We start from the raw sequence: 19,769 nt of genomic DNA, 5'->3' as shown, positions 1-19,769 counted from the left end.
AAGACCCGCACCATGCTGATCGTCATCGAAAACGTCCTGAGCCCCGACGAAGTCGCGCAGTTTCGCGAGAAGCTGGCCGGTGCCGGCTGGAGCGACGGGGCGGATACGGCAGGCACCCGGTCGGTGGCGGTGAAACAGAACCTGCAACTGCCGCGCAGCGACGACGTGGCGCAGGCGCTTGGCACCGCGATCCTGCGCAAGCTGGGCCACCATTCCGAATTCATCTCGGCATCGCTGGCAGAGAAAATCTGGCCGCCGGTTTTCAATCTCTACCAAGACGGCGGGCATTACGGCACGCATTCCGATGCCGCGATCATGCGGCTCCCGGATGGCAGCATGACACTCCGGTCGGACCTGTCGGCCACACTGTTCTTGTCCGACCCGGACAGCTACGACGGCGGAGAGCTGGTGATAGAGGAAAGCTATGGCGCGCAGGCGGTCAAGCTGCCCGCTGGCGACATGGTGCTCTATCCCTCTGGCAGCCTGCATCAGGTCACGCCCGTCACGCGCGGGCAGAGGATCTGCGCGATCACATGGATGCAAAGCGCGGTTGCCGACGCAGCGGCGCGGGCCATGCTCTATGACATGGACCAGTCGATCCGCGTGCTGTCGGTAGGGCGGGCCAAAGACGATGCCGATATCGACCGGCTGATCCACGTCTATCACAACCTGCTGCGCCGCTGGGCAAACGTCTGATGCTGATGGCGACGGGCCACAGGCGCATGAGGCCGCGCACGCTGCTCTTTTGGCTCGCACTGGCCGTGCCCGCAGCGCTGATGGTCGCGGACCTTGCGCGCGGCTCGCTGGCGATGGACCTGCTGCACCCGACCGGCGAATTATCGCTGCGGCTGATGGTGCTGGCTTTGCTGCCCGGTCCGCTGGTCGAGGTGTTCGGCCCGAACCGGTTTCTGCGAGGCTGGGTGGCGATCCGCCGCAACCTTGGCGTCGCGGCGTTCGGGTACGGCCTGCTCCATCTCGCCTTTTACGCCGTCGACATGGGCGCGCTGCAACCGATCGTCGCCGAATTCACCCTGCCCGCGATCTGGACCGGCTGGCTCGGCTTCGCCTTCATGCTCGCCGCCGCTGCGGTCAGCCGCGATGCCGCCATGGCCGCAATGGGCCGCCGCCTGTGGAAGCGCGTGCAGCAGGGTATCTATGCGGCGTTTATTCTCGCCCTTTCACACTGGGCCCTGCTCGACCGCGATTGGGCCCCGCCGCTGATCCATCTTGCGCCGGTCGCCCTTGCATGGGTGCTGCGCTTTGTCGTGCGCGTAAATCGCCGTTTCAACCGAAGGACTTTTGCATGATCCGCAAGACACCTCGCACGCGATTGGCTGCCGTGGTCACCGCCGCCGCGCTGCTCTCCGCCTCGCCCGCGCTGGCCGATGGCGACGTGCGGTGCAACGCCGGGCCGAAGGACAAGTGGCAAAAGATCGACAAGCTGAAGAAGCAGGCGTGGCTTGAGGGCTGGAAAGTCCAGAAGCTTCAAGTCGAAGGCGATTGTTACGAAGTCTATGCGCAGACGGAAAACGGCATGGCGGTAGAGGCGTTCTTCCACCCCGTGACGTTGGAAAAGCTGGTCGTGTTCCGGCGCGGCAGCGAAATCTACCGCAAGAAGGGCTTTACCGGTTAGCGCCGGGCACCCACAGGACATCGTCCTTGCCGCCATCATTGGCACCGCGCGCCAATACGAACAGCAAGTCGGACAGCCGGTTCACATACGTCAGCGCCGCCGGGTTGACGGGCTCGCCCTCTGCCAGTGCAGTGATCGCCCGTTCGGCGGCGCGGACGCTGGCACGCGCGACGTGCAGTCGTGCCGAAGCCTCGGTACCACCCGGCAGGACGAAGCTGGTCAGCGGCGCGATGCTCTCGTTCGCAGCGTCGATCCGGCTCTCGATCCATTCGGACTGAGCGGCAACCATGCGCAGCGTCATTTCGCCCGGCGTAAAGTCATCGCCCGGCGTGGCAAGGTCGGCGCCAAGGTCGAACAGATCGTTCTGCACCCGGGTCAGCACGTCATGTCCTTCGCCCGCATCCAGCGCCGCGATGGCCAGCCCGATGGCGCTGTTCGCTTCGTCCACCGCACCGATCGCGTCCATGCGCGCGGCATGTTTGGGCACGCGCGAACCGTCGACAAGGCCCGTCGTCCCGTCATCGCCGGTGCGAGTGTAGATCTTGTTGAGTTTTACCACGGTCTGGTCAGGACGCGATGGCCAGGATCACCATGGCGACCAGCACCGCCGCCGCCTGATACTTGATGCGGGACATCATCGCGCGGTTCTGGCGCAGCTGCATTTCCTGCACCTGCTCGTCACCGCCCTCAAGATCCATCTTCGTGCTTTGCAGGAATGCGACAATACCGCGCACCAGCGAGACGATCACCATCGCGACCAGCGCGACCAGAACGATTATGAGGATGACTTTCATGGGCCTCAGTTAGGGATTTTCTCGGCCAATTGCCAGTGCCGAGAACGAAAGCGACAGACCGCCCGGAAACCGCCCCGCGCGAATGTCGGCGGCCAGCGCCCTGCCATCTTCGCCAGCCAACCTGCGATCCGCCAGAGAGGGCGAGCCACGCCGCTTGGCCAGCTTCTCTCCGTCGCCTTCCACCAGCAGCGCATGATGATGCCAGACCGGCACCGACAGGCCGAGCAGCGTCTGAAGCAACCGGTGCACGTGGGTCGAGGCGAACAGGTCCATGCCCCGCGTCACCAGCGTGACCCCGTCCGCCGCATCGTCCAGCGTAACGGCCAGATGATAGCTGCCCGGCGCGTCCTTTCGCCCAAGAACGACGTCCCCGAAAAGCTCGGGCTGCGCCACCTGCACGCCCGCCAGCTCGTCGGTCCACTTCAGCGGTCCGGCCCGCGCAATCGCTCGCGCCATGTCCAGCCGCCATGCCACCGGACCATCCGGCCCATCCGGCCCATCGGTCCGCCCCCGGCAGGTGCCCGGATAGATCGGCCCGTCCGGCCCGGTTTCTGTCGCTGCCGCCGCGACTTCCGCGCGGGTGCAGGTGCAGGGATAAACGAGGCCTTCGCGCCTCAGATCGTCCAGCGCCGCGGCGTGCGCCGCAATCCGCGCCGACTGGCGGATCGCTGCGCCGTCCCAGTCCAGCCCCAGCCAGCGCAAATCGTCCAGAGTCGACTCGGCGAATTCCGCCCGGCTGCGCGCGCCGTCGATGTCCTCGATCCGCAGCAGGAACCGCCCTTCCCGCGCCCTCGCCAAATCATGCGCCACGACCGCCGCATAGGCGTGGCCGAGGTGCAATGGCCCGTTCGGGCTGGGGGCAAAGCGGGTGACGGTGGTCATCGCGCGAAGTGTTAGCGCGGCTCGGCGCGAGACGACAGGGGCGCTACGCCTGTGCACAGCCTGAGGACAATCCTGTGCATGATCTTGTGTACACGGCTGTGGATAGCCTGTGCGCTACCCTCTTGCCCAAAATGCGTCGCCGTGCTGATTTCAAGGGGCGATGCGTCATCAACCGGTCATGCTCGCCTGCGAAAGCGCGGCCCGTAACGGTGGTTCTCCTGCCGGACCCACCGGATGCATCCAGTATGCAGGGGGGCGAATACGGCGATGTTCCAACAGGGCCTGATCGAAACCAGGGCAAGGCTTGCCAGTGCGGACGGCGATCCGACACGCAAGCTGAACAATTGCCCGGCACTTGTCCTGAACGCAGATTACACGCCGCTATCCTATTACCCGCTCAGCCTCTGGCCGTGGCAAACCGCGATCAAGGCGGTCTTCCTGGACCGGGTGGACATCGTCGCCAGTTACGAACGACTGGTCCACTCGCCCAGCTTCGACATGCAGATCCCCTCGGTGATCGCGCTCAAGCAATATGTGAAGCCATCGGAATTCCCGGCCTTCACCCGGTTCAACCTATTCCTGCGCGATCGGTTTTCCTGCCAATATTGCGGCAGCCCGCAGCATCTGACCTTCGATCACGTCATGCCGCGGCGATTGGGCGGGATCACCAGTTGGGAAAACATCGTCACCGCCTGCGCCCCGTGCAACATGAAGAAGGGCGGGCGCACCCCGAAACAGGCGCGGATGAACCTGCAGGTGCCGCCGATCCGGCCCACGAACTGGCAATTGCAGGAGCGGGGCAAGGGATTTCCACCGAATTACCTGCATGAGACATGGCGGGATTGGCTCTACTGGGATGTGGAGTTGGAAGAGTAGGGGCGGTTGTCGGTTGGGTAGGCTTGGCAGAAATTCAGCGTGTTGGGCTAAATGCGGACTGTCAGCTTACGACCCCATTGCGGACGTTCTGCTTGGCAAATCTTTTAGCCATTAAGCGACGTGGGCTGTTCATGCATTGCGCCTTTGTCTAGCTCATGTTGTATGGAATTTTCAAAGCGCAGCTTTATCGCCGCGGTGGTGGGAGCTTCCTGCACAGCTTGTGTGCCGCGGAACCTGGGGCGAACAACGGAAGGCGTTCTGATGTATGGATTAATCGGCAAGATGACAGCGGTAGAGGGACAGCGCGATGCCCTTGCTGCGATTCTGCTAACGGGTTTGCGCGATATGCCAGGCAATCTTTCCTACATCGTAGCGGTCGCGCCGGAAGATCCCAATGCCCTATGGATCACCGAAGTCTGGACTGACGCTGAAGCTCACAAAGCCTCCTTGTCCCTACCATCTGTACAAGATGCAATTGGCAGAGGGAGGCCACTGATTGCCGGACTGGAGCGAATAGCAGAAACCGCGCCATTGGGAGGAGTTGGTCTGCCCAAATGACGGCTGGTTCTGCGCTGGCTTGATCGCAAACCAGACTGTCCGCTTCCCACCCTAATCCCGGACATATGAGCCTGCGAGGCAATGCGCCAATAGCAACCGTCAAACCCAACCCGCCAGTTCCCGCCGCACCAGCGCTTCCAGCATGTCCATCCCTGCTTCGGTATCGTTAAGGCAGGTCAGCGCCGCATAGCTTTCGCCGCCCGCCGCGAGGAACGTGTCGCGGCCTTGCAGGGCGATTTCTTCCAGCGTTTCAAGACAATCGGCAGAGAAGCCCGGCATCGCGACGGCCATGCTCCTGACCCCCGCTTTCGCCTCCGCCTCGATGGTCGTGTCGGTCGCGGGCTCCAGCCACTTGGCTTTGCCGAAGCGGGACTGGAACGTGGTGTCCACGCGCATCTGCGGAAAGTCCGCCGCCAGCGCCTCGGCCAGCAGACGCGCGGTCTTGCGGCAGTGGCAGTGATAGGGATCACCCAGATGCAGCGTGCGTTCGGGCATCCCATGAAAGCTGAGCAGCAGCACCTCCGGCACTTGCGGCAGGGCCGAAATCTGGCGCGAAAGGTCCGCCTTCAGCGCCGCGATATAGGCGGGTGCATCGTGGTATGGCGGCAGGGTGCGGATCGCGGGCTGCCAGCGCATTTCGGCCAGCGCCGCGCCCAGCGCATCGACCGCCGTCGCCGTCGTCGCGCCCGAATATTGCGGATAGAGCGGCGCGAACAGGATGCGATCGTGCCCCGCCTCTTTCAGCGCCGCGACCTTGCTCGCGATAGAGGGATTGCCATAGCGCATCGCCCAATCGACGGTGACGCCAGCGCCCATCCGCGCCTGCAACGCCTTCGCCTGCCGCGCGGTTATCGCCGCCAGCGGAGAACCGTCCTGCCCCCAGACCTGGGCATAGGCATGCGCGCTTTTCTTCGGGCGGGTGTTCAGGATGATCCCGCGCAGGATCGGCTGCCACACCAGCGGCGGAATTTCGACCACGCGGCGGTCCGACAGGAACTCGCGCAGATAGCGCTTCACCGCGCCCTTCTCCGGCGCATCGGGCGTGCCGAGATTGACCAGCAGCACCGCGACCTTTCCGGTTGGCGCATCGGGGTGATCGGCGGGTCGGGGCATTGCTTGGGACGTCATCTCACTCATCGGGCTTAATCCTCGGCCACGCTGCCATCGGGCAGGACCGAGGGCTCGGGTTCGGGCACCGCCGCTTCGCTTTCGCCATCTGTCGGCGTCGCGGGTGTTTCGGCAACGGGCGCAGGGGCCAAGGTGACCTGCCCGACCGGTATCGGCAGGTCGCGGAACCGGTTGCCGGTGGCGGATCGCAGTGCATTGCACAGCGCCGGGGCCACCGCGACCATGCCCAGTTCGCCCGGATCGAACGGCGGCGCATCGCTTTGCGCAAAACCCACGCTGATCTCCGGCGTGCGGCCCAGCGGGTTGAGGCGCAAATCCGCCAAAGTCCGTTCGCGCGGCATGCCGCTATCATAAGTGACGCCAAGGCCCAGCGCGGCGTTCAGGCCGAAGATCAGCCCGCCCTCTATCTGCTGGGCTGCGATGTCATAATGCACGATCCGCCCGATATCGCACCATGCGGAAATGCTGGACACGTCGACCCCGTTCTCGCCCGGACGCGCCCGGACGATCACCGCAATAGTGCCGCCTCCGCCTTCCTGTCCCGCCGGGTCGGGCATCTGCCAGCAAGCTAGCCCTTGCGCGCTGCCATCGCTGCCGCCGTCCCATTCGCCCAGCTGTGCCACGCCTTGCAGGCATTCGAACAGGCGTGGATTGTTGCCCAGCATAGCTATGCGCCAGCCCAGCGGTTCCTCGCCCGCCTGCCGCGCCATCTCGTCGAGGAAACTTTCGGTCACGAAGCAGGCCCGCGCCTCGGCATTGCCGCGCATCCGGCCTGCCGGAAGGTTTGTCTCTGCCGATACGCTCTCGATCTTCAGGTTCGGGATCGCATAGGGCGGGGCCATGCCCGACAGATTGGCGGGGTCGATCAGTCCGGCGGCGGCATCATGCGCCTCCTCCGGCGTCTGGCCGTCGAACAGGCGGGCGAACATCTCGCGTGCTCCGGCCTGCGCGGCGGTGCGGGCGTGCCACGCGTGGATCGTGCCGTTGGGGCCGATGATGCCGCGGACCTTGGCGACCATCGGCGGGCGCGGCAGGGCGGTCAGGTGTTCCTGCCGCCGCGAATAGCTGAGCTGCACCGGGCGCTTGATGGCCTTGGTAATGGCCGCCACTTCGCGGGCGATGCGATGGTCGAGCCGCGCGTCGAAACTGCCGCCCGCGCCGACCGGGTAAAGCACCACCTTGTCCGGCGTCAGGCCAACAGCCGCCGCCGCTTCCTCGCGCGCCTGTTCGGGGGCCTGCGCCGCCATCCACAGCTCCAGTCGCCCGTCGGTGAACCGCGCGGTCGCGCTGGTCGTCTCGATCGTCCCGTGCAGCGCGGGGGCCATCGTGTAGCGCGCCTCATAGACGCCCAGCCCTTCGAGCGCGACGTCGCTTTGCCCCACTTCGCTGAGGACTTCGGGCTCGCCGTTTTCCAGTGCATTATCGAGCGCAGCCATGATCGCCGCGCTGTCGGGCAGTTCGCGCCCCGCCTTGAACTGCGGCTTCATCCGCTCCAGCGCCTTTTCGGCGGCCCAGCGGCTTGACCCGATGGCAGCGAGCCAGCCTTTGCCTTCGACGCGGGCGATATAGCCGGTGACAGTGCGCGCAGCCGTTTCGTTGAAGCCCGAAAGCGTCGCACTGGCCAGCGGGCCGTGAGCGATGGCGGCGTGGACCATTTCGGGCAGCCGGATATCGCCGGCGAACCGGAAAGACCCATCGACTTTCGACGGCCCGTCAAGCCGGGGGTATACGGCTGCTCCGTCGACCAGGTCGGGCATGTTGTCCGATGGTGGATCGGGACGCAGCACGGCGGGGCTGGGCGGGCTGAGCAGCGCGGCATCGTCCGCCAGTTCGCCGAAGCGCAGTTCCTTTTCGCCGTGGACGATAAAACCCGCCTGCGCCTCGCACTCCTCGAACGCGACGCCCCAGCGTTCCGCCGCCGCCATGGCAAGTACCGCGCGCACGCCTGCAGCAGCCTCGCGGATCGCCATTTCATAGGCGGCGATGCCGGTGCCCGCAGCGGTTGCCATCAGCCGGGTCTGGCTGGCGAAGTTCTTGGCAAGGAAATCGTCGGGATCGTCGGCGAACGACGGCAACCAGGTTCCACGCAGGCCTGCCCAGTGTGCGGCCAGCACCGGATCGGCATAGGCCGGGCTGATTGCTGCCGGTTCGACCGCAACCTGCCGCCAGTCCGCGCCCAGTTCCTCTGCCGCGATGCGCGGGATGATCGTGGTTGCGCCCTGGCCCATTTCCAGCTGCGGCACGGCAACGGTGACGACGCCGGTGCGCGCGATCTTGATCCACGCGTTGAAGGCGTTCTCCCCCTCTCCCGCAGGCAAGGGCACCGGATAGTCGCGCGGCAACAGCGCATAGGCCGCGATCAGTCCGCCGCCCGCCGCGGCGCCGACCAGCAGCTTGCGGCGCGACAGCTTCATGCGGTCACCGGCTCCGCATCAGCATTGGCCTTGAGCCAGTCCGCCACCTTGCCCGCGATGGCCACAAAGGGCGCGCCTGCGTCGTCATCCCCGGCGGCGGGCGGCTGTCCCGCATCGCTGGCGGCACGGATATTCAGCGTCAGCGGAATGCGACCGAGAAAATCGTAGCCCATCGTCTTCGCCGCCGCTTCCGCCCCACCCTGTCCGAAGGGATCGCTGACTTCGCCGCAATGCGGACAGGCATAGCCCGCCATGTTCTCCACCATGCCGATCACCGGCACGCCCGCCTTGTCGAACAGGCCGATAGCGCGGGTCGCATCCATCAGGGCCAGATCCTGCGGCGTGGAGACGATCACCGCACCCGCAGGCTTGAACCGCTGGATCATCGTCAACTGCACGTCGCCGGTGCCGGGCGGCAGGTCGACGACCAGCGTGTCCACATCGCCCCAATCCGCTTCGATCAGCTGCGCCAGCGCATTGCCCGCCATCGGCCCGCGCCACGCGATCGCCTGCCCCGGCTCTGCCAGGTGCCCCATCGACAGCATCGGCACGCCATAGCGCGTGGGCACGGGGTTCAGCGTCTTGTCCTTGGCGGTCGGACGTTCGCCCTCGCTTGCCATAAGGCGCGGTTGTGAGGGACCGTAGATGTCGGCATCGACCAGCCCGACCTTTACGCCCATGCGGGCCAGCGCCACGGCAATATTGGCGGACACGGTCGACTTGCCGACCCCGCCCTTGCCCGATCCGACTGCGATGATGCGCGGCTTCTTGGGCGCAACCGTCTCGCCCCGCTCCGCCATCTGGGCGATGCGCAGCGGGGGCAGGTCGCCCAATCCGTGCAGCGCGCCGCGCACCGCGATCTCCAGCTTGTCACGCCCCAACGTGTCCAGCCCGCCCACTTCCAGCACCACGGTCAGCGATTCCGCGCCCAGCCGCATGCTGGCCAGCCGATCGCCCACCGCCTTGGCAAGCGCCTGTCGAACGGCGGTTTCGTCTGGTCTGGCGGGGGAAGTCATGGGCAGGAAAACTCGCGTATCGGCTGTGACAGTGGGGTCTGCGGCGCCTCTTCTCACCATTGCGGCGAAATTCCAATGCCGGAACCCCTGTTTTTGCGCGGCACGATACTTATAAGGAGTGTCATGAAACACACGGGTGGGTCCTGGAAGGACAGCATTTTGGCAATGGCCGGCAAGAGTCCCTGGGGCTCTAACCCCGGCCCGCGCGGCGGTAACGAAGGTGGCGAGGGCGATGACCCGGCTCCAGAAGAGACGCCCAGCGCGGAAGGCGGCAACAAGCCGCGCAACCCCTGGCTGCCCGGCGACGGCGAGGATGGACCGCGCCGCGCCGCCAATATCGAGGACTTGTTCAAGCACCGGCAGGCCCGGCGCGGCGGCGGTGGCGGCGGCGGCAATTTCCCGCGCATGCCGCAGGCCCCAGGCGGCAAGAGCTGGGCACCGCTGATCGCCATCGGCGTCATCGCGGGGTGGTTCCTGATCAGCTCGGTCCACCAGATCGGCCCCAAGGAGGAAGGCATCGTCACGACCGCCGGTCAATACAGCCGCACGATGACATCCGGCCTGAAGTTTTCCTTGCCTTGGCCGATTCAGAGCGTGGAGATCGAGGACGTTACCTCTATCCGCACCGACACAATTCCCGAAGGCGAGGCCGAGAAGCTGATGCTGACCGGCGATCAGAATCTGGTCGACCTGTCTTATATCGTGCGCTGGAACATCAAGGATCTGAAACTCTACACCTTCCAGATCGGCGATCCTGACAATGCCGTTAAGGAAGTGGCAGAGGCGGCGATGCGTGCCTCAATCGCCGAAGTGACCCTGGACGATGCGCTATCCGGCTCGGGCCGTGCGCAAGTGGAACAGAGCGTGCGCACCCGGATGCAGGCGCTGCTCGATGCGTATGGCGCGGGAATTGCCGTGCAGGGTGTCGAGATCAAGAAGGCCGACCCGCCCGAAGCCGTGGTCAACGCCTTCCGCGAAGTCCTCGCCGCGCAGCAGGACGCGCAATCCGACATCAACCGCGCACGCGCATGGGCCGAACAGGTAACCGCACGCGCCGAGGGCGAGGCAGAGGCATTCGATAAAGTCTATGCCGAGTATCGCCTTGCCCCTGAGGTGACCAAGCGCCGCATGTATTACGAAACGATGGAACGCGTGCTGTCCAAGACCGACAAGACGATAATCGAAGCCGACGGCGTCGTGCCCTACCTGCCCCTGCCCGAGGTCAACCGCAGGGCATCCTCGAACTCGAACCGTGAGGAGAGCGAGTGATGGAAAGCATCTGGCAAAACCATAAGGGCGTCGTCATCGGACTGGCCATAGCGATCGTCGCGGTGCTGTCCTCCATCTTCGTGACGCCTGAAACCAAGCAGGCGGTGATCGTGCGCAACGGTAAACCGATCGACGTGGTCAACAAATTCCGACCCGACCTCGATTACGGCAATACCGGCGCAGGCGTCTGGTACCGCGTGCCTCTGATCGACCGGGTCGTCTTCGTTTCGCGTCAGATCCTTGCCGTCGACATGCAGCGGCAGGAAGTGCTCAGCCGCGACCAGCGCCGCCTGGAAGTTGACGCCTATGCCCGCTACCGCGTCATCGACCCGACAAGGCTGGTCCAGACCGCCGGTTCAACCGCCCGGGTCGAGGAGCAGCTGCGCCCCATCCTGAACTCGGTTCTGCGCCAGCGGCTCGGTACCCGCAGCTTTCAGGCCCTGCTGACCGCCGAACGCGGCGCAGCGATGAATGAAATCAAGGAAGGTCTCGACAAGGAAGCCCGCGAATACGGGGTTCAGGTGATCGACGTGCGGATCAAACGGGCCGATCTTCCCGCCGGACGTCCGCTGGAAACCGCGTACACCCGGATGGAAACCGCACGTAAGCAGGAATCGGACACGATCCGCGCGCAAGGGTCCAAGGCGGCACAGATCATCCGCGCAGAGGCAGAGGCTGAGGCCGCGCAGACGTATGCCGCGGCATTCAACAAGGACCCGAACTTCTACGATTTCTACCGCGCGATGCAGAGCTATGACACGGTGTTCTCTAACGACAGCGATAACAGCTCAATCGTCCTGTCGCCCGATAACGAGTACCTGCGCCAGTTCCGCGGCACCGGCCGCTGATCGCAAGGGTGCCATTCAATCGGCGTTAAGGACCGGGGGTCTGGAATAGGCAAAGGGACTGATATCGCCGCCGCGCCCGCGACCTGCGCGAACAAGCACGGCGGCAGGACAGACTTGATACGAAGAGGAATTCACGACGTGCGCTATGCCTACACGCTCACCACCGCCCTGCTTCTTGGCGGAGCGGCGGTTTCCCTTGCCACCGGATTTCCCGCCGGGGCCCAAGTTGCGCAGAACGACGATGCGACGATGGCCCGCGTCGTCCCGCGCAGCGGCGCGCCGGCAAGTTTCGCCGACCTGACCGAACAGCTTCAGCCGGCGGTCGTCAACATCTCTACCCGGCAGCGCGTGCAGGTGCAGGGCGGCGGGCAGAACCCGTTCGCGGGCACCCCGTTCGAAGGGCTGTTCAGCGGTCCCGGCGGCCAGCCGACCACGCGTGAGGCGCAGTCGCTCGGTTCGGGCTTTATCATGAGCTCCGACGGCTATGTCGTGACCAACAACCACGTCGTCGCCACGCAGGGCCGCAACGGCACGATCGAGGCGATCACCGTCACCACCACCGACGGCACCGAATACGATGCCGAACTGGTCGGCACCGATGCGCAGTCCGACCTCGCCGTGCTGAAGATCAAGCGCGACAAGCCCTTCCCCTTCGTGAACTTCGGCGATTCGCGTCAGGCGCGCGTGGGCGACTGGATCATCGCCATCGGCAACCCCTTCGGCCTTGGCGGGACGGTGACGAGCGGGATCATCTCCGCCGTCTATCGCGCCACCGGCGGCGGCGGTGCCTATGACCGTTATCTGCAGACCGATGCCGCGATCAACCGGGGCAATTCCGGCGGGCCGATGTTCGATATGGGCGGCAACGTCATCGGCATCAACAACGCCATCTTCTCGCCCACCGGGGGCAGCGTGGGCATCGGTTTCGCCATCCCCGCCGAAACTGCCGAACCGATCGTGCGCAAGCTGATTGCGGGCGAAGCTATCGAGCGCGGATACCTCGGCATTCAGATCCAGCCGGTCAGCGAAGACCTCGCCGCATCGCTGGGCATTCCGCACAACCGTGGCGAATTCATCCAGTCGGTCGTTCCCGGCGGCGCCGCAGCCAAGGCCGGGCTGCGCGCGGGCGACGTGGTGACCAAGGTCGCGGGCAAGGACGTCACGCCGGAACAGACGCTGTCCTACATCGTCGCCAATACGAAGCCCGGCACCCGCATCCCGGTAGAGATCATGCGCGAAGGTAAGCGCATGACGATCACCGCCACGGTCGACACCCGGCCCAGCGAGGACGAGCTGCAACAGAACTTCGCCAACCCGGACGACAATGGCGAGGACGGCTATGCCAACCCGCGCACCGATGGCGACCAGTCGTTCATTGCCGAAACTCTGGGCCTGTCGGTTACGCCGCTGACCGCGCAGATCGCGCGCCAGCTGGGCGTTTCGGAGGATACCAAAGGGCTGGTCATCGCGGCCGTCGACAACAGCAGCGACGCCGCCGGCAAGGGCCTGCGCCGCGGTGATATCGTGCTGACCGCGAACTATCAGGAAGTCGGCTCGGTCTCGGAACTGGAAGGTATCGTGCGCAGCGCCAAGAACGACAAGCGCGAAGCCGTGCTGCTGCGCGTACAGCGCCGGGGCCAGCCCGCGATCTACGTGCCGCTGCGCATGCGCTGATCGCGGCGCACCGCCGGAAACGGAAAGGGCCGCGCCGGGGCTTCCGGGGCGGCCCTTTTGTTTGGTCGGATGCGGGCTACTGGCCCGAATTCGCCTTGGGCATTTCCACGATCCGCATCCCGCTCGGCCCGGTCTGCCGGTTTGGCTGAACCGCATCGTTCGCGCTCTGCTGTTGCCGCCGTTGGGGCTGCTGCGAATCCTCGCGCCCGGTCGCACGGTCAAGGAAATCCTCATCGACCGCCGGGGGAGCCGCGGGCACGGTCCCATCCGGGCCATAGCCATCGCCGGCACCGCTGCGCGGCGGATCGCCGGGGCGCCAGCCGTCGTCAGGCGGGGCCATGTATTCGCCGTCGGGACCGCCGCCATAGGGTTCGATGCGGTTGCCGTTTTCGTCGACGAAGTAATAGTCGCCCGGCGATCCGAACCAGGCCTCGTCATCGGGTTCCAGCTGCCATGCAGGCAACTTCGCCTCGGTCTCGAATTCCTCGACGGGGCGCTTGGCGACGGCGAATTTCATGTAATCGGCAAAGGCGCGCGCGGGCGCGGTGCCGCCTTGCAGGCCGGGTACCCGCTTCGCATCGTCACGGCCCATCCATACGCCAGTGGTGATCCCGCTGGAAAATCCAAGAAACCAGCCGTCCTTGTTCGAACTGGTCGTCCCGGTCTTGCCCGCAACGGGCCGTCCGATCTGCGCCGCGCGCCCGGTGCCGGTGGCGACCGCCGTCTGCAAAAGGTCGGTCATCTGCGCCGCGACATAGGGCGCGACCAGCAATTGCTCGCGGCTTGCGCGCCGTTCGTACAGCAGTTCGCCGCTGGCCGTGGTGACGCGCGTGATCGCGTATGGCTCAACCGAATTGCCCTTCGCCGCCACCGCCGCAAAGGCGCGGGTCAGGTCGATCACGCGCACTTCCGATGCGCCCAGCACCATCGAGGGATAGGTCGAAATCGGCGAAGTAATGCCGAACCGCTGCGCCATGCTGGCGACGGTGCCGAAGCCGACTTCATCACCCAGTTGCGCCGCAACCGTGTTCTTCGAATAGGCAAAGGCCGCCCGCACGTCGATCTCGCCCGCGTAGTTGCCGCCGGAGTTGCGGGGGCTCCATCCGTCGATAGTGACTGGCTTGTCCTCGACCGTGGTGTCGGGCGTGAATCCGGCCTCCAGCGCGGCGAGGTAAACGAACAGCTTCCACGCCGAACCCGGCTGGCGCAGCGCATCGGTGGCGCGGTTGTAATTGCTCTTCACATAGTCGGTGCCGCCGACCATCGCCAGGATCGCACCATCCCGGTCCATGCTGACCAGCGCGCCCTGCGCACCCTTCGGTGCGTTCGCCTGAATTGCCGCCGTCGCGGCGCGCTGCATCCCGACGTCCAGCGTGGTCCAGACCTCTATCGGCTCGAACGTTTCGGGCAGGATGAAATCCAGCTGCGGCAGAACCCAGTCGGTGAAGTACCGCACCGAGTTCTGGCCGTATTCCGGTTTCAGCTCGATAGTATCGAGATCGACGTCCGCCGCCTCACCCGGAGAGATAAAGCCCTGCTGCTGCATCAGCGCCAGAACGGTACTGGCGCGGCTGACCGCGGCCTCTGCATCGGCGGTCGGCGAGTAACGCGACGGGGCCTTGACCAGACCTGCAATGATCGCCGCCTCGCCCACGCTCAGCTCGGTGGCGGGATGGCTGAAGAACAGGCGGCTGGCGGAATCGATGCCGTATGCGCCGCCGCCGAAGTAGACCTTGTTGAGATAGAGCTCCAGGATCTGCTGCTTGGTGAACTTGCGCTCCAGCGCCAGCGCCAGGATCGCCTCGCGCGCCTTGCGGTCGAACGTCTTGTTGCTCGACAGGAAGATATTGCGCGCCAGCTGCTGTGTAATCGTCGATCCGCCCTGCCGAAACGCACCGGTGTCGATGCGCACCTTTACCGAACGCGCGATGCCGATGGGGTCCACGCCATAGTGGTCGTAGAACCGCCGATCCTCCACCGCGATCATCGCGTTGCGCATCGATTCGGGGATCTGGTCGTAAGTCAGCCAGCGGCCATAGCTTGGCCCGATCGACACGATCTCACGCCCGTCGGCGGCGTGGACGACGATGGTCTGGCCATGTTCGCTGGCCTTCAGCGCAGAGTACGACGGCAGCGAGTTCTGCGTCGTCCAGACCGCAAAGAACAGAGCGCCGATCGCCAGCAGCCCGACGAAAACGCCGGTCAGCACGATCCGCTTTACCCACCGGCCCATGAATGATCCGGTCGTCTCGGGCTGCCTGCTGCGCCGGCCTTGTTGCCGCCTATTCTTCTGGGCCATCGCCGCCTGTCAAAAGAGCCCGGCCGGATTCGGCAGGGTTGTTACACTGTGGCCAAAAGGTGGCAACGCCCGCCGTAACCTCGGCTGAACGAAGTGCCAAGGGCGCGATCAATCCGCGTCGTCCCCAGACGTATCGTCCGGCTCGAAACTCAGGCTGGCGCTGTTGATGCAATATCGCATTCCCCCGGCATCGGGCGGACCGTCGGGGAAGACATGCCCCAGATGCCCGTCGCAGTTCGAGCAGACGACTTCGGTGCGGACCATGCCGAACGACGTATCGCGATGCTCGGTCACCGCCTCGCCCTCTGCGGGCTTGGTAAAGGCGGGCCAACCGCAGCCGCTGTTGTACTTGGCATCGCTGGCGAACAGTTTCGCTCCGCATCCGGCGCAATAGTACTCGCCCGCGTCGTAGTGCTTGTCATACTTGCCGGTGAAGGCGCGCTCGGTCCCGGCCTCGCGCAGCACGTGGTACTGTTCGGGGCTCAACCGTTCGCGCCACTCGGCGTCGGTCAGCGTCTTGTCGTCGGCCATGGTCGTATTCTCAATCTTGCGTCAATGCCTTGGGTTCGCCCGCAATATGGCCATCCTCCACCGGCGCGACAAGCAGCACCGTCCCGTCATGCCCGGTCACTGTCAGCCGTGTGCCGACCGCCGCATCGGCTCCGCGCGCCAGCCACTCGCTATCGCCCAGCCGCACCCGGCCCTCGCCACCGTCCAGCGCCTGAGTCACGATGCAACCGCTGCCGATCAGGCGCGCGCCGCGATCGTTCATCATCGGATCGGTGGTCTCGGTGCCTGCATAATCGAACCATCGCCGCGCGGCGAAGACCGAGAAGGCGGAAAAGACGATGAAGGTCAGCAGCTGGAAGGGCACCGGCATCGGCGCCAGTGCGGTGATCAGCCCGGTCAGGAACGCGGCCCCGGCCATCCAGATCAGGAAGTATCCGGGGATCAGCATCTCCGCCGTGGCCAGCACGACCCCAAGGATCAGCCAGAGCCAGGTGTCGTCGATGCCGCCGAACCAGTCCATCGCGCGTTACTCGCCGAACGTGCGCGGCACGCTGGGCCGACGCGTGGCCGGGGTTCCGGCATCGCCCGGCTGTGCCGCACCGGCAGGCGGCGTCACCGCATCGCGCACCAGTTCGCCGATGCCGCCGAGCGATCCGATCAGCTGCGTTGCCTCTACCGGGAACAGGATCGTCTTGGCGTTGGGCGAGGTGGCAAAACCCTCCACCGCAGAGACGTATTTCTGCGCGACAAAGTAGTTCAGCGCCTGAGTGCCCGACGACGCAATCGCCTCGGATACGACACGGGTCGCCTCGGCCTCTGCCTGTGCCTCGCGCTCGCGCGCTTCGGCATCGCGAAAGGCGGATTCCTTGCGGCCTTCTGCGTCGAGAATGCGGCTCTGCTTCTCGCCCTCGGCCCGCAGGATCGCGGCAGAGCGGTCGCCCTCGGCCTCAAGGATCTGGGCACGCTTCAGGCGTTCCGCCTTCATCTGGCGGGCCATCGCGTCCGAAATGTCGCGCGGCGGGCGGATGTCCATGATCTCGACCCGCGTGACCTTTACGCCCCACGGCGAAGTCGCGTGATCGACCACCGACAAAAGCCGCGCGTTGATGTCGTCGCGCTTGGACAGTGTTTCGTCGAGGTCCATCGACCCCATGACCGTGCGCAGGTTCGTGGTGGTCAGCGCCTGAATCGCACCGCGCAGGCCGGATACCTCATAGGCCGCCTTGCCCGCGTCCAGCACCTGAAAGAACACGACGGCATCGACACCGACCATCGCGTTGTCCTTGGTGATTATCTCTTGCCCCGGAATGTCGAGCAGTTGTTCCATCATGTTGATTTTGTGACCCACCCGGTCGATCAGCGGCACGATGATGTGCAGCCCCGGATTGGCGGGCTTGGTAAAGCGGCCCATCCGTTCGATCGTGTAGACATAGCCCTGCCGCACGACACGCACGCTGCTGAACAGGAAAACGACCAGCAGTATCAGCAGGCCGATCAGAAACGGACCCATTACATTCCCCCTAGATTACCCCAACCCCAATCCAAACCAACGCGCGATCCGGCGCATCACGGATCAATAATGCGTCTTTTCCTCCGGCTTGGCCAGATCGAAGCATGTCGCGATGTCGTACCGCTGCATCCCGCCCGGCAGAGCCGCGACCTTGGCTACCGTCGTCGCCTCTGCCGCAAGCACGGCATCGGCCTCCGCCTGTGTGCGGCCCTGCTCGGTCGCCTCGCGCCGTGTTCGCGCCTCCAGCACGGTGGCCAGCGTCAGCAGGTCCTTGGCCCGCGCCGACAGGCCCTCTGCCGCGTGAACCTCTTCATAAGACGCGCGCAGGATCGCCGCGCACTGCGGCAGGTTCGGCTTTTGCAGCGGCGGAACGGCGGTATCGAGCAGCGACAGGCAGGGCCGCATGACTTGCGCCAGTTTGCGGTCCGCATCGCCGGACGCGATGGCCTCTTGCTGCAATCCGCCCGCCGCTTCGGTCATTGCGGCCGAGACTTGCGGCTCGGTCCAACCCGCGTCGATCAGCCGCGCGCCGGTGCGCACCATGAATTCCCGCCCGCGCCAACCCAGCGCGGGCCAGGTCGTGCCTTCGCCGCGCTGCTGCTGTCCGGCAACAATGGCAAAGGCCGCCGAACACCGCACGTCGGCGCGGTCCGTAGCGGTCAGAACAGGGTGATTCGCGGCGCTGTTGCCAGATCCGCTCAGCGCAATTAATGCTGCGATTGCAACGTGCAAAAACGGTAAAGAATTGATCATCCGGCGCTTTCTGCCCTGCGGCGCGTGCCGGGTCAAACTCTCCCACTACTGACACCAGTGTTATTTGCGAAATGATGGAACTGCGCTATCGAAATGGCGATTATGGCTTACGGAACCCGGGACATTCAAAACGACGCGATTGACGCAGCTGCGGTAATAGATCGCCGTATTCGCGCGCTCGCCGACTATGAAATTCTCGATACCGAAGCCGAACGCGGGTTCGAAGACATTGCGTTTCTGGCCAAAAACGCCTGCGACACCCCCGTCGCACTGGTCAGCCTGGTCGAGGGCGATCGCCAATGGTTCAAGGCCCGCATCGGGTTCGAAGCTTGCCAGACGCCGATCGAACAATCCGTCTGCCGCCACGGGCTGGCGAGCCGAGACCTGCTGATCATTCCCGACCTGACGCTCGATCCGCGCACATGCGACAATTCGCTGGTGACGGACGATCCGGAAATCCGCTTCTATGCCGGCGCACCGTTGGTTACCCCGGGCGGCGTGGCCATCGGCATGCTCTGCGTGATCGACGTGGCGCCAAGGCCGAACGGCCTGACCCCGGACGAACAGCGCGCTCTGACTGCTCTTGCCGGGCAAGTCATCGCGCAAATGGAATTACGCAAGGCGCTGCGTGAGAAGGAGACGGCCCTGCTGGCCGAACGGCAAGAAGCGGATGTCCTGCGCCGCGCGGCAGAGCGTTTGCAACTGGCTACCGAGGCAGGGGAGATCGGCGCTTTCGAAGTCGATTTCGCAAGCGGCGTGATGACGGTAACCCGCGAATTCTGCCGCATCCACGGCATCGAACCCCGTCCGCAGATCACAATTGCTGATCTGAACGCCCAGGTCCAGGGCATCGATGCGATCGATACGCTGATCTCTGGGGTTTCCAATTTCGGGCAGGGCCAATTCCGAATCAGGCGCGGCAACGACGGCGCGGATCGCTGGATCGATCTTCGCGCGCAGTCGCTGCTGGACGATAACGGGCAGCGCACCGGGGTCACCGGCGTCGTGTCCGACATCACCGACCAGCGCGCAGTGAACGAAGAAATCTCGCACCGGCTGAAAAATACGATGGCGCTGGTTCAGGCGATTGCCGGTCACACCCTGCGCGGCATTGCCGATGACGATGTGATGCAGGAATTCAACCGGCGCATCTCCGCGCTGGCGAAGGCCCATGACATTCTGCTTGCCCGCACATCGGCGACCGCAGCGTTCAGCGCGGTAGCCGACGGTGTCGTCGCCGGCCTTTCGATAGAGCAACGCGTGAAGCGCAGCGGGGTCGATGCCGAAATCAACTCCCGCGCGGTGCTGGTGCTGTCGATGCTGCTGCACGAACTGGCCACCAATGCGATAAAGTACGGCGGGCTGTCGGTGCCCGGCGGTCTGGTAACGCTGGATGCGCGGATGGAAGCGCGCGAGGATGGCGAGTGGTTGCTGATCGACTGGCGCGAAACCGGCGGCCCGGCGGCAAGCGAGCCGGAAAGGCTGGGCCTAGGCACCCGCCTGATTCAGCGCGGCCTTGCACCCGATGGCGAGACTGAGCTGACATACGGTGCACACGGATTCACCGCGTTGATCGCCGCGCCGATGGCGCAGATCGGCAGCTGA

Annotated in this window: 20 protein-coding genes; 9 read left to right on the top strand and 11 right to left on the bottom strand. The window is 65.1% G+C overall.

Features of this window, described 5'->3' with window-relative positions:
* Nucleotides 1-12 precede the first annotated feature (12 nt).
* The 3 genes from AB433_RS01825 to AB433_RS01815 are packed head-to-tail and all read left to right on the top strand — an operon-like array spanning nucleotide 13 to nucleotide 1,633.
* Entirely contained in the window at nucleotides 13-696 is a 684-nt protein-coding gene (locus AB433_RS01825) for a Fe2+-dependent dioxygenase (RefSeq protein WP_047819689.1), read from the top strand.
* 26 nt (nucleotides 697-722) lie between these two features.
* The gene (locus tag AB433_RS01820) at nucleotides 723-1,307 is read left to right on the top strand and encodes a ferric reductase-like transmembrane domain-containing protein (protein WP_169749291.1); all 585 of its coding nucleotides are present in this window, start codon (nucleotides 723-725) and stop codon (nucleotides 1,305-1,307) included.
* The gene (locus tag AB433_RS01815) at nucleotides 1,304-1,633 is read left to right on the top strand and encodes a PepSY domain-containing protein (RefSeq protein ID WP_047819688.1); all 330 of its coding nucleotides are present in this window, start codon (nucleotides 1,304-1,306) and stop codon (nucleotides 1,631-1,633) included. The genes AB433_RS01820 and AB433_RS01815 overlap by 4 nt, the downstream gene beginning before the upstream one ends.
* On the opposite strand, the gene AB433_RS01810 is transcribed toward AB433_RS01815, so the two are convergent.
* Genes AB433_RS01810 through gluQRS form a run of 3 tightly spaced genes read right to left on the bottom strand, consistent with a single transcriptional unit; the run spans nucleotide 1,623 to nucleotide 3,309 of the window.
* Nucleotides 1,623-2,192: a cob(I)yrinic acid a,c-diamide adenosyltransferase gene (locus AB433_RS01810; protein WP_047819687.1), complete on the bottom strand. Its 570-nt coding sequence runs from the start codon at nucleotides 2,190-2,192 to the stop codon at nucleotides 1,623-1,625. The two genes, AB433_RS01815 and AB433_RS01810, sit on opposite strands and share 11 nt — an antisense overlap.
* A gap of 7 nt (nucleotides 2,193-2,199) precedes the next feature.
* Nucleotides 2,200-2,427 (bottom strand): hypothetical protein, encoded by a 228-nt coding sequence (locus AB433_RS01805; RefSeq protein WP_047819686.1) that lies wholly within the window; start codon nucleotides 2,425-2,427, stop codon nucleotides 2,200-2,202.
* Between the two features lie 9 nt (nucleotides 2,428-2,436).
* Nucleotides 2,437-3,309, bottom strand: coding sequence for a tRNA glutamyl-Q(34) synthetase GluQRS (gluQRS, locus tag AB433_RS01800; protein WP_047819685.1), 873 nt, complete (start codon nucleotides 3,307-3,309; stop codon nucleotides 2,437-2,439).
* Nucleotides 3,310-3,576: 267 nt separating this feature from the next.
* On the opposite strand from gluQRS, the gene AB433_RS01795 reads away from it, so the two are divergent.
* Together AB433_RS01795 and AB433_RS19795 are read left to right on the top strand one after the other, a co-directional pair.
* Nucleotides 3,577-4,185: an HNH endonuclease gene (locus tag AB433_RS01795; RefSeq protein WP_047819684.1), complete on the top strand. Its 609-nt coding sequence runs from the start codon at nucleotides 3,577-3,579 to the stop codon at nucleotides 4,183-4,185.
* Nucleotides 4,186-4,347: 162 nt separating this feature from the next.
* A complete protein-coding gene (locus tag AB433_RS19795) occupies nucleotides 4,348-4,743 on the top strand; it encodes a putative quinol monooxygenase (RefSeq protein WP_218916909.1) in 396 nt (131 codons plus the stop codon).
* Nucleotides 4,744-4,842: 99 nt separating this feature from the next.
* Here AB433_RS19795 and hemH read toward each other — a convergent pair whose 3' ends face one another.
* From hemH to AB433_RS01780, 3 genes are read right to left on the bottom strand one after another with little or no spacing between them, the layout of a single operon-like run.
* On the bottom strand, nucleotides 4,843-5,871 hold the full coding sequence (hemH, locus tag AB433_RS01790; RefSeq protein ID WP_245626710.1) for a ferrochelatase: 1,029 nt from the start codon (nucleotides 5,869-5,871) through the stop codon (nucleotides 4,843-4,845).
* Between the two features lie 14 nt (nucleotides 5,872-5,885).
* Nucleotides 5,886-8,285, bottom strand: a complete 2,400-nt coding sequence (locus AB433_RS01785; RefSeq protein ID WP_082134747.1) for a molybdopterin cofactor-binding domain-containing protein — start codon at nucleotides 8,283-8,285, stop codon at nucleotides 5,886-5,888.
* Nucleotides 8,282-9,085: an Mrp/NBP35 family ATP-binding protein gene (locus AB433_RS01780; RefSeq protein WP_245626709.1), complete on the bottom strand. Its 804-nt coding sequence runs from the start codon at nucleotides 9,083-9,085 to the stop codon at nucleotides 8,282-8,284. Before AB433_RS01780 ends, AB433_RS01785 begins: the two co-directional genes overlap by 4 nt.
* Before the next feature lie 381 nt (nucleotides 9,086-9,466).
* Between AB433_RS01780 and hflK the strand changes: the two genes are divergently transcribed.
* The 3 genes from hflK (at nucleotide 9,467) to AB433_RS01765 (ending at nucleotide 13,092) form a co-directional block, all read left to right on the top strand.
* Nucleotides 9,467-10,570: a protease modulator HflK gene (gene hflK, locus AB433_RS01775; RefSeq protein ID WP_047819682.1), complete on the top strand. Its 1,104-nt coding sequence runs from the start codon at nucleotides 9,467-9,469 to the stop codon at nucleotides 10,568-10,570.
* Nucleotides 10,570-11,418 carry a protease modulator HflC gene (hflC, locus tag AB433_RS01770; RefSeq protein ID WP_047819681.1) on the top strand — a complete coding sequence of 283 codons (849 nt, stop codon included), beginning with the start codon at nucleotides 10,570-10,572 and terminating at the stop codon, nucleotides 11,416-11,418. The genes hflK and hflC overlap by 1 nt, the downstream gene beginning before the upstream one ends.
* Nucleotides 11,419-11,556: 138 nt before the next feature.
* A complete protein-coding gene (locus AB433_RS01765; RefSeq protein WP_179944950.1) occupies nucleotides 11,557-13,092 on the top strand; it encodes a Do family serine endopeptidase in 1,536 nt (511 codons plus the stop codon).
* 76 nt (nucleotides 13,093-13,168) lie between these two features.
* Here the strand turns inward: AB433_RS01765 and AB433_RS01760 are convergent, their stop codons facing one another.
* The 5 genes from AB433_RS01760 to AB433_RS01740 form a co-directional block, all read right to left on the bottom strand.
* Nucleotides 13,169-15,325, bottom strand: coding sequence for a transglycosylase domain-containing protein (locus tag AB433_RS01760; RefSeq protein WP_245626554.1), 2,157 nt, complete (start codon nucleotides 15,323-15,325; stop codon nucleotides 13,169-13,171).
* 174 nt (nucleotides 15,326-15,499) lie between these two features.
* Entirely contained in the window at nucleotides 15,500-15,922 is a 423-nt protein-coding gene (gene msrB, locus AB433_RS01755; RefSeq protein WP_047819680.1) for a peptide-methionine (R)-S-oxide reductase MsrB, read from the bottom strand.
* Nucleotides 15,923-15,932: 10 nt separating this feature from the next.
* Nucleotides 15,933-16,421: an NfeD family protein gene (locus tag AB433_RS01750; protein ID WP_047819679.1), complete on the bottom strand. Its 489-nt coding sequence runs from the start codon at nucleotides 16,419-16,421 to the stop codon at nucleotides 15,933-15,935.
* 6 nt (nucleotides 16,422-16,427) lie between these two features.
* Complete coding sequence (locus tag AB433_RS01745) at nucleotides 16,428-17,411, bottom strand: SPFH domain-containing protein (protein WP_047819678.1); 984 nt, start codon at nucleotides 17,409-17,411, stop codon at nucleotides 16,428-16,430.
* 63 nt (nucleotides 17,412-17,474) lie between these two features.
* Nucleotides 17,475-18,164: a hypothetical protein gene (locus AB433_RS01740; RefSeq protein WP_047819677.1), complete on the bottom strand. Its 690-nt coding sequence runs from the start codon at nucleotides 18,162-18,164 to the stop codon at nucleotides 17,475-17,477.
* 102 nt (nucleotides 18,165-18,266) lie between these two features.
* Here AB433_RS01740 and AB433_RS01735 point away from each other — a divergent pair, with 102 nt between their 5' ends.
* Nucleotides 18,267-19,769 carry an HWE histidine kinase domain-containing protein gene (locus AB433_RS01735; protein ID WP_169749290.1) on the top strand — a complete coding sequence of 501 codons (1,503 nt, stop codon included), beginning with the start codon at nucleotides 18,267-18,269 and terminating at the stop codon, nucleotides 19,767-19,769.

This window comes from Croceicoccus naphthovorans, from assembly GCF_001028705.1.
In the GTDB taxonomy this organism is placed as follows: domain Bacteria; phylum Pseudomonadota; class Alphaproteobacteria; order Sphingomonadales; family Sphingomonadaceae; genus Croceicoccus; species Croceicoccus naphthovorans.
Note: the sequence above shows the minus strand (reverse complement) of the source record. Positions and strands in the feature narration are given on the sequence as shown.